The sequence below is a fragment of the Aeoliella fuhlenseeensis genome, assembly GCF_052161615.1.
GTDB lineage: Bacteria > Planctomycetota > Planctomycetia > Pirellulales > Lacipirellulaceae > Aeoliella.
In genome coordinates, this window is record NZ_CP197417.1 from 1981811 (window position 1) to 1994967 (window position 13157).

A 13157-nucleotide genomic window follows, 5' to 3' on the forward strand; every position below is an offset into this window, starting at 1 on the left:
CCTGAATCCATCTGGACCTTATGACCGCAGTCATCGACCTACTACCGATCGTCGAAACCGGCAGCGCTAGCTCGCCGGGCGACCTGTTGGCGGCGCTGCTCGAAGAGTCGCGAGAGCTGACAGCGGTCGAGCGGTTTGCGAAGCTGCACGACGATACCCTCCTACCCGCACAGGCTAAGCACTATCGCGATCTCATTCCACTTTCCACGCCTGCCGCGGGACAGCAGTACGCGTTCGAGGTGGACCTGGATGCGTGCAGTGGTTGCAAGGCGTGCGTTGCAGCGTGCCACAGTCTGAATGGACTTGAGGAAAGTGAAACGTGGCGTTCTGTCGGTTTGCTGCATGGGCAGAATGGTCTCCCCGTGATTCAGCACGTGACCTCCGCTTGCCACCACTGCGTGGCCCCCGCGTGTCTCAAGGGCTGTCCGACCAATGCCTACGAGAAGGATCCCGTGACGGGCGTCGTTCGGCATCTCGACGACCAGTGCTTTGGTTGCCAATACTGCACGATGGCCTGCCCCTACGAAGTGCCGCAGTATAGCGCGTCGAAGGGCATTGTTCGCAAGTGCGACATGTGCCACGGACGCTTGGCCGCGGGTGAGGCTCCGGCGTGCGTGCAAGCCTGCCCGAGCGGTGCGATTCGTATATCGATCGTCGACGTGGCGGAAACGGTGAAGCGAACGGGTCGCGATGAGTTCCTGCCGGCGACTCCTTCCGCCGGACTTACGCACCCCACGACGGTGTATTGCACCAAGCGAAGTCTGCACGATGGTCTTGCCGCTGCCGACGCCGATCACGTCGTTCCCCAACACGCTCACCTGCCTTTAGTGATAATGCTGGTATTAACGCAGCTTTCCGTTGGCGGGCTTGCGTTCGGAGTCATCGCGCGTTGGCTCGGCGCCGGGATGGGTGCCGAACTCGACATCGTCGCGTCCGTGATTGTGGGGCTCGTCGGACTCAACGCCGCCGCATTGCACTTGGGTCGGCCTCACTTAGCGTTTCGTGCGGTTCTCGGCTGGCGGCATAGCTGGTTGAGCCGCGAAGCGGTCGTGTTTGGTCTCTACGCGCCGCTCGCGATGGTGGTGGCCGCGTACGTGATTGCTCCACTGCTGGCAGGTTGGTTGCCACAGGCGGTCAATGGATGGTCTGCTTACTTACTAGTGCCCTCGCTCCGCGGTGTCCTCGAAGTAGCGGCAATCGTCGTTGGGGCGTTGGGCGTCTACTGCTCGGCCAGGATTTATCAATTCACCGCCAGAATCTTCTGGGTGGGAATGCGAACGCTGGGCAAGTTTGCGGGGACCGCCATTGTTGCAGGTCTTGCACTCCTTCTGCTGTGTCAAACCGCGGGAGCGGGGCAGGGCGGTTGGATTGCCCCGCTGCTGATTGTGGCTTCGCTTGCAAAACTAGCTTACGAGGCCTCGCTGTTTCGACACACTCGCCACGGCGACCACTCGCTTTGGCTTTCGTCGCGGTTGATGACTCGTGAACTTCGGATGCCAACGATCGCCCGATTCGCGTTGGGTCTTGCGGGCGGGGTCCTACTTCCGGCACTCGTGCTCGTTACTCGAGACGTACCAATGGTGGCGTCGGTCGTTGCGGCCCTGTGCTTCCTAAGTGTGTTGGCGGGAGAGTTGCTCGAACGTGTGCTGTACTTCAGCGCCGTCGTGCCACTTCGTATGCCGGGAGGGGTGAAGTCATGAGCAGCCGCACCCTCGACAAGATGACCGGAGTTGGCCGCGGACTATTGCAGTCCTTGGGACAACTCACCTACCAACCCGATGGCCCGCTTACACGTGATCTTGTCCGCACGCCTGGAAGCTTTGGCCTGGGACAAGTCCCCGAGCGGCTTCGGCCCGACGCGGTGACCGACATGGTGTGCGGCTTCTGCGCGACGGGGTGTAGTTTGCGAGTGCACCTGAAGGAGGGCAGGGGGGTGAACCTCACGCCGACCACCGACTATCCCGTCAACCTCGGCATGGCGTGTCCCAAAGGTTGGGAAGCGCTGAACGTGCTCGACGCCACCGACCGCGCGACAACCCCGCTGCTGCGAAATGATGACGGCCAGCTCGAACCCGTTTCGTGGCACACGGCGCTCGAGACGTTCTGCGAGCGGTTCAAGGAAATTGGTGCGAAGCATGGACCGCAGTCCGTAGCGTTCCTCAGCACCGGTCAGATGGTGAGCGAAGAGATGGCGCTGCTTGGTGCGCTCGCGAAGTTCGGCATGGGCATGCTGCACGGCGATGGCAACACGCGGCAGTGCATGGCCACTGCGGTCACGGCTTACAAAGAATCGTTCGGCTTCGACGCCCCGCCTTACACTTACCAGGACTTCGAAGAGTCGGACGTGATCGTCTTGGTCGGCTCGAACCTAAGCGTCGCGCATCCAATCATGTGGGAGCGAGTCTGCCGCAATCCCAACAGCCCGCACATCGTGGTCGTCGATCCTCGCCGTACCGAGACCGCGATGGCCGCGACGACGCACTTGGCAATTCAGCCAAAGTCGGACCTAACGTTGTTTTATGCTCTGGCTCACATTTTGATACGCGAGGGTTGGATCGATCGCGAGTTCATTCAGGCGAGCACCACCGGCTTCGAAGAGTTTGCACTTTTCGTTCAGCCGTACACGCCCGAGCGAGCGGCTGAGGCATCGGGTAATCCGGTGGAGACCATAGAGCAGGTCGCCCGATTGATCCACGAGGGCCGGCGGGTTTCGTTCTGGTGGACGATGGGGGTTAATCAGAACTACGAGGGGGTCCGCATCGCGCAGAGCCTGATCAACTTGGCCTTGATGACGGGCAACATCGGTCGCCCGGGCACGGGGGCCAATAGCATCACGGGCCAGTGCAATGCCATGGGCTCGCGAATGTGGAGCAATACGACGGGCCTGTTTGCCGGACGTGACTTCGCGAACGCCGAGCACCGTTTCGAAGTCGCCGAGGCGCTCGACATTCCTGTAGAACGCATTCCGACGGAAAACAGTTGGCCGTACCACAAGATCATGGACGGCATTCGTAGCGGTGAGATCAAAGGATTGTGGATCGTCTGCACGAACACGGCCCACTCGTGGATTCACCAATCCGAGACGCGAGAGCTGCTGAGTCAGCTCGATTTTCTGGTGGTGCAGGACATGTACCACACCACCGAGACGGCACAGCTCGCCGATCTCGTGCTGCCGGCAGCGGGTTGGGGCGAGAAGGAAGGGACGTTTATCAACAGCGAAAGGCGGTACGGCGTTGTTAAACGCGTACGTCGTCCGCCGGGCGAATCGCTCCCCGACTTTTCGATCTTCCGTCTCGTCGCCGAGTACTGGGGTTGCGGCGACATGTTCGCCGAGTGGACGAGCCCCGAAGCCGCTTTCGAGATTCTGAAGCGTTTGTCGCAAGGTCGTCCCTGCGACATCACCGGCATCGACGACTACGCCGCGCTCGATCACGCCGGTGGCGCGCAGTGGCCGTGCACTGAACCGGTGGCCACAGTCGTCCAGCAGCGACGGCTCTTCGAGGATGGCCAGTTCTACCACGCCGATGGCCGCGCGAAGTTCCGCTGGGAAGAGTCTCGCGCGATGCCCGAGCCGCCGGACGCGGAGTATCCCTTTCTATTGCTCACCGGTCGTGGTACGGCATCGCAGTGGCACACGCAGACCCGGACCGGCAAGTCCGCGGTGCTCAAAAAGCTCTACCCCGAGCGGCTTCACGTCGAGATCCACCCCGAAGACGCGCGGGAGCTACGCGTTGAGAGCCACGCCCGCGTAGTGATTCGCTCTCGGAGGGGCGAGGTCGTTGCCACAGCGTTCGTCACACCAACCGTGGCGCGGGGACAACTGTTCCTGCCGATGCATTACGAAGCGACCAACCAACTGACGCTTCCCCATTTCGACCCCTACTCGCACCAGCCTAGTTACAAAGACTGCGCGGTATCGATTGAACCTATTCAAGAGTGAGTCGCGGCGATGAGCGCAACTAACGGCTTTACCGATGCCCAGAAAACTTTCCTCCAAGGCTTTGCCATGGGAAGCGACGTCGCGCGGGCCGTCCGTGGTCTTCCCGTTCTCGCCGGAAGTGCGATTACCAACGGCCAGACGGTGACCGTTGGGCCAACAACTTCCCCGAACTCGCGATCATCGAATCCATGCGACGCGCACACGCTAGCCCAAGACCAGCAAGTCTCCGCGGGTGGCAAGCTGTGCGCAGAGGAGAAAGCTAAGCGCGAGAAACCTCCGGAAGACCTGTGGGACGAACTGGTGGCTCGGGCTACGGCGGGGGAGTTTCCCAAGGGGACCGACGTATTCCTTACGAAGTTCTACGGCATGTTCCACGTTGCACCGGCACAAGACTCGTTCATGTGCCGGTTGCGATTTGCGGGCGGGGCGATGCGATCGTGGCAGATGCGCGGCCTAGCCGACCTCGCCGATCGCTACGCGGGAGGGTATAGCGACGTAACGACCCGCGCGAACCTTCAGCTTCGCGAGATCAAGGCCAACGACCCGGTGCACGTGCTGATGGGCCTCCGCGACCTGGGGATCATCAACTACGGGGCAGGGGGCGACAACATTCGCAACGTCACTGCGAGCCCACTAAGTGGCATCGATTCGCAAGAGCTGATCGAGACGCTTCCGCTCGCCCGCGACATGCACTACCACATCGTGCATCACCGCGAACTGTTTGGCCTGCCGCGGAAGTTCAACATCGCTTTCGACGGCGGCGGTGCCATCAGTGCCCTCGAAGACACAAACGACATTGGCTTCACCGCCGTGCGGGCGGCGGGCGATGGGCTGGCCGAAGGAGTCTACTTCCAGCTCACGCTCGGCGGCATTACGGGCCACCAAGACTTCGCCCGTCCGACCGGTGTGTTGCTCGAACCGAAGGAATGCGTCGAAGTCGCTTCGGCGGTTGTCCGCGTGTTTCTTCGCACTGGAGATCGGACCGATCGCAAGCGAGCGAGGCTGAAGTACGTGCTCGACGAATGGGGCTTTGAGAAGTTCCTGAGCGAAGTTGAGCGCGAGTTAGGCCGGACGCTCCGCCGCACGCCGCTCGACGCATGCGAGCCACGTAACTCCGACCATCGCCAAGCCCACGTCGGAGTCCACGCCCAGAAACAAGTGGGCATGAGCTACGTCGGGGTGGCGCTTCCCGTCGGGAGGCTATCGAGCGATCAAATGCGGGGGCTCGCTTCCCTCTCTGATCGCTACGGTTCGGGCGAGATCCGCCTCACGGTGTGGCAGAATTTGCTGATCCCCAACATCGCCGACCGCGATATCGACGAAGTCCTCGTAGCGATTGAGGAAATGGGCCTCGACTGGCAGGCAAGTAGCATTCGCGCGGGGCTCATCGCTTGCACCGGCGCGGCGGGGTGCAAGTACGCCGCGGCTCCAACCAAGCAGAACGCGCTAACGATCGCCGACTACGTCGAAGAGCGGCTGGAACTTGACGTCCCTGTGAACATCCACCTAACCGGTTGCCACCATTCGTGCGCCCAGCACTACATTGGCGACATCGGCCTGATCGCCACGAATGTCGAGAACCCACTCGATCCCGATGGCGACACTGTCTCCGGCTATCACGTGTTTGTGGGTGGCGGCTATGGCCTACGACAAGGCATCGGCCGCGAGTTGTTCGCGAGCGTCCCGTTCGACGACGTAACACCTCGTGTTGCGGCGCTGCTGCAAGGGTACCTCGACCAGCGGCTGTCTCGCGACGAGGCGTTCGTCGATTTTGCTCACCGTAAGTCCATTGACGAGCTTCGTGAGCTTTGCATGCTCCAGGCTGTAACTGTCTAACCCGTTGGCATGACTATGACTGTATCCTTAATCCCAGAATCGGCGCCGTTCACCGACGAGCAGCGAGCGTGGCTCAATGGCTTTCTGGCGGGCTGGACAGGCCTCGCCGGCGCCGATGGTTCGATGCTAGCCAGCCACGATATGGCAACAGCGATGTCGGCTGCGAATGGCATGATGGGTTCGGACGCACCCGCGGAAGAGGAAGCCTTCCCTTGGCACGACCCCGCGATCGAGCTCGACGAGCGGATGAAGCTGGCCGAAGGCAAGCCGCTCGAGCGGCGCATGATGGCCGCGATGGCACAGCTCAACTGCGGCGCCTGTGGCTACGCCTGCAAAACGTACTCCGAAGCGATCGCGTCCGGCGAGGAGAAGAACCTGACGCTCTGTTCTCCGGGAGGTAAGGATACCGCGAAGATACTGAAGCTGCTCAAGAAGGAACTGGAAGCAGGCACGGTAACCAGCAATGGTGCAAGTTTCAATGGCCATGCCTTGAACGGGCACGCCACGAATGGCGTCGCGAAACCGAGTGGATACAGTCGCGCGAATCCCTACACCGCCCGCGTGAAGTCGAGCGAGAATTTGAACACAGCGGGTTCGAGCAAACATACTTCGCACGTGGTCATCGATCTGGGCGATAGCGACATCACCTACAACGTGGGCGACTCGCTGGGGGTGTACCCAACCAACTGCGACTCGCTCGTGAGAGAAGTGATGGAGTGCGTCGATGCCGTCAACGATGAATTGCGGTTACGACTCCTAGAGAAGTATTGCCTGCGTTCGATCACCGACGAGCTCCTAGAGAAGCTGCAGCAGAAGTCGACGGATGTCGTCGCGCAAGCAGCCATCGCACAGCTCGTCGATTCGGACGAACTCGATACGATGGACGTGCTCGACCTCCTGCGTCGCTTCCCCGTGGCGCGGCTCTCGGGTGAGGAACTCGCCGGCTGCCTGCGTGAGATGACGCCGCGGCTGTATTCGATCGCCAGTTCGCAGCGTGCTCATCCAGGGGAGGTCCATCTCACGGTGGGCAAAGCCACGACAACGATCGGCGGCCGGACTTACAAAGGAGTCGCGTCGACCATGTTTGCCGAACGAGTGCGAACGGATCACCCGGTCTGCGTGTTCGTTCACCCGTCGCATGGCTTCACGGTCCCCGCCGATCCAAAGGCACCGATGATCATGGTAGGACCTGGCACCGGCATCGCTCCGTTCCGTGCTTTTCTCGAAGAGCGTGCCGCCACCGGCGCTACAGGGAAGAACTGGCTGTTCTTTGGCGACCAGCACGCGGCCACCGACTTCTTGTATCGGGACGAACTCGACACGCTTGCCGCAAAGGGCCAGCTTACCAAACTCAGCTTGGCGTTCAGTCGCGATCAGGACGAGAAGATCTACGTCCAGGACCGGATGCGGGAGGAAGGCGCAGAACTATTCGCGTGGCTCGAGAGCGGCGGGTACTTCTTCGTCTGCGGCGACGCCAAGCGGATGGCGGCGGATGTCGATCGGGCGCTGCACGATCTTATCGCCACGCACGGCGGAATGAGCCAGGAAGCGGCGAAGGAGTACGTCCAAACTTTACGTGCGGCGGGTCGCTATGTTCGCGACGTCTACTAGAAGTTCAGCTCCCACTGCGTGTAGAAGAAGTCGGCGTCAAACGCCCCACCGGGTGGCGTGATCTTGTTGCCCACCCAGAAGTGCGAGTAGCCAAACAGGATGTTCGTTCGGGCATTGATGTTGTACGTTGCCAGGATGTCGAGCTCGTTGCCCCAGTCCTTGCTCGTCGTGCTTTGAGCCGGCGTACCACCGAGCGAGGGAACGATGTCGTACGCGGTGTTCGCTTGGAATTGGTAATACCAGAACAACAGGGTCCACTTATCGTGCGGCTTCATCGTTAGCAGCACGTTGGGTGATTCGATGTTCGCGCGGGCCGTCGCGTCGATAAAGCCCAAGTACTTATGGCCCAGCGGAAACAACTGATTGAATCGATTAAAGTCGCCACCAGGTGTATTGCCCGAGGCGTAGTCGTAGTAGACCCAGATGGTGGGGCTCCACGCGAGGTTCAAGTTGCGACCGATGCCGACCGTGGCGAAACCCGCGGATTGATCCACGCCCAGACCGCTCTGCCGCCCAAACTGCGGACCTCCTTCGACCTCGTAAAGCCAATCGCCCGCCTCGCCATACAATCGTATGCCGAGCGTGTGAATCGAGAAGTCGCTGCTTCCCGGGGGATTGGTGCCAAGCGGGCGAGTGTCGTCGTAGCCAAAGTAGTAAAGGTCGACCTTGGCGCTTTCCATGCCACTGTAAACGCCATAAGCGCCGTAGAAACGTTGCTGGTAATCGACTCGATCGAGCTCGTTGGGGAGCACGGGAACGTGGTGCGTCCAGAATCCGTCGACGGCCCAATCCCCTTCTTTGGTCATCACCTTCACGCCTTCGAACGTGCGGCGGGTGTTGGCCCAGTCCAGCGGGGACACGAGTCGCTGCGACCCATAAAGTAGCTCTTGCCGACCGATGCGAACCGTAGCCCCTTCGGTTAGTTGGACATCGAAAAACAGATTGAGAAAGTCGCCGAAGTTGTTGTCGATTGGCCGAGGGATGTAGGCCTGGTTAGCCTGCACGTCGGCGTAGATGCCTTCGGTGTAGAACCGGATTTCCTTGGTCATCTGCCAATTGGAGTAGAGACGCGCGCGAGTGAGAAACAGGTCGTTGTCGGTGTCCTGAAAACGGGTCTCACCGGCGACCTGCCCCATGCCTACTTCGTGGTGATAGCGCAGGCGAGCTTGGCCACCAATGTCCATCTGCCCCCAGCGACCGCAATTGTCCACCGGCATGTGCTTCAGGCAATCGCCAAAGCAGTCGCCGTGATAGTCGGGATTGTCCAGGTAGTTAAAGTCGTTGTCGTAGAAGAGTATCTTATGGCTGGTCGCGCAGGGATTCGGTTTGGGTGCTGCCTTCTTTTTCTCCTGGCACGCGGGGCACGTGCACTCGCTCGCCTTCCCCTCGTCGCATGAGATTGGCGTGAGGTAAGGGTCGTCCATGGTCAGAGACGGCAACGCCAAATCGGACTGAAAGGCTTCGCCAATCGCGGGAGATACGTACTCGACCTCACTAGCCTTGGTCGTTGCTACTGCCGTAACCACGATCGCCATGCACTGGACCAGCCACCAAGCGTGTCGGGGAGAGAGCGTCATGATTGGGATCCCAAGCTGGGTGTTCGCAGGTGAGGGCCGAGGCCCGGCGAGTGGGAGACGGTGAGTTGCGGCTAGCAACGGCTGCTACCATCGCCCTTAATCGGAACAGGCGGCACGTCCGCGACAATTTTCCCAATCCAGCCCGAACGTCTTGCCAGATTGCTAACGTGTTGCGAGGCCTGTACTTAAGTAGTGCGCAGTTGAAGACCACCAGGGCCACAACGTGCCACGTGCTTCGGAATCCGCACAAATTGCCCAATCCCTGGGCAGCAGAGTCCGAAGGGGCAATCTCCGTGGCGACGTAAATGTTTACAACGCAGTGAGTTGCGACAATTTCGGGTACCGCGAGGTGCCAGCGGCACGGGAACTGCTCCCCGATCTGGGGGACGCTCTGCGCGTGACTATCGACTCTACTCCCTTGTTCGCTTCTTCGCTTCGGCCGCACTGCATGGTTTCTGACGCCCCCACCTGCGATGCGAAGCTGCCGTCGGTGCTAGTGATTGATGACGATCCTTTGGTGTCGGTGGTGGTTCGTCGGGCGATGGAGAACGTGCCTCACAGGATGCAGACCGCCTACGATGGCCAATCGGCGATGTTGGAGTTGGAGTCTCACCCGCCTGATTTGATCGTGCTCGACAACATGCTTCCCGATTGCATGGGGATCGAAGTGTTGTCTCGGATTCACGAACTCGCTCCCCAAGTGCCAGTGCTCTTTGTTACCGCGCGAGGGTCGGGGAGCACCGCGATCGAGGCGATGAAGCTCAGCGCGTTCGACTACCTTCCCAAGCCGCTCGATGCAGGTAAGTTGAGAACGCAAATCACCCGGGCACTCTCTCTGCGAACCCTGCTTCAATCGCCGGCGGGACTGGACGTATTGCAGGAGGGGGAAGAGTCTTACGTCGATCCTCCACCCGTTTCGGATGCCTTGGTGGGCGAATGCCCCGCCATGCAGACAGTGTTCAAGGCCATTGGCAAAGTCGCGCAACAGGATGTCCCCGTCTTGCTGCGGGGCGAACATGGTACGGGCAAGGAAGCGATGGCACGCGAGATCCATCGCCACAGCCGTCGTGTCGATGGCCCCTTTGTGAAGGTCCACTGCCCGGGCCTCGACGAACGGCGTTTCGACGAAGAGCTCGTCGGCTACGCGGATTCCGCGACGCCTAGTGCCATCGAACGCGCCACCGGGGGCACGTTGCTGCTTCAAGAAGTTGGCCGGCTCAACATAGCCTCGCAGGGCAAGCTGTTGCAGGTGCTCCGCGAAGGCAGGTATCAACCGCGCGGCGTGGAAACTCCTCAGACACTCCCTTGCCGGATCATTGCGATCACGACCGACGACCTTGAATTGTTGGTGCGCAGCGGCGACTTTCGTTCGGACCTCTACTACACGCTCAACTCGTTTGTGATCACGCTGCCTCCCTTGCGACAGCGACACGGGGACATGCCGCTGTTGATCCATCACACGCTTCGCAAGTTGGGGCATATTGCGGCGGGATTTGGGATCTCGCAAACTCGCGTGTCCGACGATGCCATGGCTGTGCTCTGCAAGCACTTGTGGCCTGGCAACATCGACGAACTCGAGAGCGTTCTGAAACGCGCCATGGTGGAGCAAAAGGGGCACATTTTGGTTGCTGAGGACCTCAAGCGGGCAATGGCCGACGACCCGGTTCTTGCGAGCACGCAGGATTGCGAACGATCAAGGTTTGTCACCGATTGGGCGTCCTTTTCTCAGCTTCGCATAGATGGTGGCACCGACACGCTGCACCTCGAGGCCACCGAGGAAATGGAACGCAAACTCTTCGATCGCGTGCTAATGCACACAGGTGGAAACCAGGCACACGCGGCTCGCCTACTCGGAATCACGCGTGCGAGCTTGCGGAAGAAGCTTCGCCAGTACGGCATGCAAGCCAGCCGGCTCGCCGACGAAGCGTAAGCGAGACCTTCCTTGAAGTACCGAGCCGACGCATTGCGATCCCAAACATCCGCCTCGGAAGGCAGACGATTGACCCTGCGTTACGTCGTCGCGCTAAGCACGGTGGCAATGCTCTCGATCGGAGCCCAATGGCTCGTCCAGCGGCAACTCGATCGCGGCGAACGCGACTCGCATGTCATCAACATTGCCGGTCGGCAACGGATGCTCAGCCAGCAACTCACCAAATCCTCGCTGCAGCTCGCCCGCGCCGAGGAAGGCGAAACGGCAGCGCTTCGGAAGGCGGTCGCTCGCACGCTCGATGAGTGGGAGGCGAATCACGTCACGCTGGGGGGAACCGTGGCATCTGGTTCGCCACTGAGCAGCAATAGCCCCAAAGTAGTGCAACTGTTTCGTGACATTGAGGCCGACTACCAAGCCATGCTTCGGTCGGGGGAGGCCTTGCTGCAGCCCGATGCCGATATCGACTCGCACCTCGCCGAGATAGAGAAGCATGAGGGAGCGTTTCTCGAAGGGATGGATCGCATCGTGTCGCAGTACGTGTTTGAGGCCGAGGCCAAGGTGCGTTGGCTCCGTCGCTTAGAAATCTTGCTGCTGGTGCTGACCCTCGGCGTGCTGGTTGCCGAAGGGCTGATCGTCTTTCGCCCCGCGGTTCGTCGGATTGAACAGACGGTCGCCCGTTTGGCTCGGACCACCGAGGAAATGATCGCAGCTAAGGACCAAGCTGAAGAGGCGAACGCCGCGAAATCGCGTTTTCTGGCAAGCATCAGCCACGAACTGCGAACGCCCATGACCGCGGTGCTTGGCATGTCGGAGCTGGCGCGCGAGACTGACGACGAAGCGCAGCGAGACGAGTACCTCTCCATCATTCACGATGCCGGCAACTCGCTTCTCACGCTGCTTAACGATTTAATCGACGTGGCGGCCATCGACGCCAACGAAATCCGCCTCGTCGAGAAGCCTTTCTCGCCGCAAGAAGTCACCCACAGAGTTTCGAGTTTGCTGCGACCGTTGGCGGCAGCAAAAGGGCTAGAGTTAACGTGCGATTCGGAAGTCAAGTCGAATGAGTTAGTTCTGGGTGACGCCCACCGAGTGCAACAAGTACTTGTGAACCTAGTGGCTAACGCTATCAAGTACACCGAGGCGGGGTACGTGACCATCGCTTGCGAAACTCTTACCGGCAACGCCGATCAGCGGCAGGTGCGCTGGACGGTGCGCGACACCGGCCCTGGCATTGCCGCGGAAGACCAACAGCGGGCCTTCGAGCCCTTCACGCAGTTGTCCGAGTCGAAAGGAAGCTCGCAAACGGGCGTTGGGCTTGGTCTTTCGATTTGCAAGCGAATCGCCGAGGCGATGAACGGCGAACTGGAGCTTCATAGCGAGTTGGGAGTCGGCACCTGCGCAGGCTTCTCAGCGAACTTCCCAATCGCAACAACTAGCGCCGCTGCAGTAGACATCGACGCCGTTCCTCTCACGCAGTCGCTTCGCATTTTGGTGGTCGAGGATACCGAAGTGAATCAGCTGCTACTCCGCGAACTTCTCACCAAACACGGACATCAGGTCTTCATCGCGTCGTCGGGCGAAGAGGCTACGGACCTCTATCGCCGCGAAGCGTTTGATTGCGTGCTCCTCGATCGGTTGCTTCCGGGGATCGATGGCGTCGAGACCCGGCGGACGCTTCAGAGGATCGACGACAACCGCGGGCGCACGACCCCGAAGGTGTGTATCACTGCGCAAGTGAGCGATGAGGACGATCGGGAGTTCGACGCCGTCATCAGCAAGCCCTTCACGAGTCGCAATTTACTTGCGGTCCTCTCGCGGGTCGCGAGTGCCTCCACAATCCCAGTCACAGAGCCCGTGGAGCCTGTCACCGACGACCTTCATCGCGACTTGACTCAAGCTTATCTGCAGGTGGCATCCACTCAAGCCGAGGAGCTCGCCGACGCGGTGGCTAACGAGCGGTGGCGGGATGCGGGGCTACTCGCTCATCGGCTGCGCGGGCAAGTGGGGTACTTCACGAACGGTCCGCTTGTCGAGGATTTGAAACGGCTGGAGCTAGCATGCGAAGCTGGTAACTTGGAGCGGGCCACGGCCCGCCATGCCGAGATCCAGCCGCAGCTTGCCGAACTAGCGATCCAATTGCAGTCTCCGTGTGATTCGCTTGCAAGGTAGTCGACATTCACGATCGGCGAGAGACGGTCTACATTTTGTAAGTAGCCGGTGCGAACATTTCTCGGTGTGCTGCGGTCCTAAACGCGATCAGCCA

At 60.5% G+C, this 13157-nt stretch carries 7 protein-coding genes; 6 read left to right on the forward strand and 1 reads right to left on the reverse strand.

From position 1 onward, the window contains the following. Window positions 1-20: 20 nt before the first annotated feature. Genes SH292x_RS07665 through SH292x_RS07680 form a run of 4 tightly spaced genes read left to right on the forward strand, consistent with a single transcriptional unit; the run spans window position 21 to window position 7387 of the window. Window positions 21-1700, forward strand: coding sequence for a DmsC/YnfH family molybdoenzyme membrane anchor subunit (locus SH292x_RS07665; RefSeq protein WP_442485008.1), 1680 nt, complete (start codon window positions 21-23; stop codon window positions 1698-1700). Next, window positions 1697-3940: a molybdopterin oxidoreductase family protein gene (locus SH292x_RS07670; protein ID WP_442485009.1), complete on the forward strand. Its 2244-nt coding sequence runs from the start codon at window positions 1697-1699 to the stop codon at window positions 3938-3940. The genes SH292x_RS07665 and SH292x_RS07670 overlap by 4 nt, the downstream gene beginning before the upstream one ends. Window positions 3941-3949: 9 nt before the next feature. Beyond that, on the forward strand, window positions 3950-5776 hold the full coding sequence (locus SH292x_RS07675; protein ID WP_442485010.1) for a NirA family protein: 1827 nt from the start codon (window positions 3950-3952) through the stop codon (window positions 5774-5776). 15 nt (window positions 5777-5791) lie between these two features. Next, window positions 5792-7387 (forward strand): sulfite reductase subunit alpha, encoded by a 1596-nt coding sequence (locus SH292x_RS07680; RefSeq protein WP_442485011.1) that lies wholly within the window; start codon window positions 5792-5794, stop codon window positions 7385-7387. Here the strand turns inward: SH292x_RS07680 and SH292x_RS07685 are convergent. After that, the gene (locus SH292x_RS07685; RefSeq protein WP_442485012.1) at window positions 7384-8964 is read right to left on the reverse strand and encodes an alginate export family protein; all 1581 of its coding nucleotides are present in this window, start codon (window positions 8962-8964) and stop codon (window positions 7384-7386) included. The two genes, SH292x_RS07680 and SH292x_RS07685, sit on opposite strands and share 4 nt — an antisense overlap. Before the next feature lie 448 nt (window positions 8965-9412). On the opposite strand from SH292x_RS07685, the gene SH292x_RS07690 reads away from it, so the two are divergent. Together SH292x_RS07690 and SH292x_RS07695 are read left to right on the forward strand one after the other, a co-directional pair. After that, window positions 9413-10894: a sigma-54-dependent transcriptional regulator gene (locus tag SH292x_RS07690; RefSeq protein ID WP_442485013.1), complete on the forward strand. Its 1482-nt coding sequence runs from the start codon at window positions 9413-9415 to the stop codon at window positions 10892-10894. Between the two features lie 69 nt (window positions 10895-10963). Next, on the forward strand, window positions 10964-13063 hold the full coding sequence (locus SH292x_RS07695; RefSeq protein WP_442485014.1) for an ATP-binding protein: 2100 nt from the start codon (window positions 10964-10966) through the stop codon (window positions 13061-13063). The last annotated feature ends 94 nt before the right edge of the window (window positions 13064-13157 follow it).

Bases quoted from the DNA above. Each gene is read 5' to 3' on its own strand.
- SH292x_RS07665 (WP_442485008.1), top strand. From the start codon at position 21: ATGACCGCAGTCATCGACCTACTACCGATCGTCGAAACCGGCAGCGCT.
- SH292x_RS07670 (WP_442485009.1), top strand. From the start codon at position 1,697: ATGAGCAGCCGCACCCTCGACAAGATGACCGGAGTTGGCCGCGGACTA.
- SH292x_RS07675 (WP_442485010.1), top strand. From the start codon at position 3,950: ATGAGCGCAACTAACGGCTTTACCGATGCCCAGAAAACTTTCCTCCAA.
- SH292x_RS07680 (WP_442485011.1), top strand. From the start codon at position 5,792: ATGACTGTATCCTTAATCCCAGAATCGGCGCCGTTCACCGACGAGCAG.
- SH292x_RS07685 (WP_442485012.1), bottom strand. From the start codon at position 8,964: ATGACGCTCTCTCCCCGACACGCTTGGTGGCTGGTCCAGTGCATGGCG.
- SH292x_RS07690 (WP_442485013.1), top strand. From the start codon at position 9,413: ATGGTTTCTGACGCCCCCACCTGCGATGCGAAGCTGCCGTCGGTGCTA.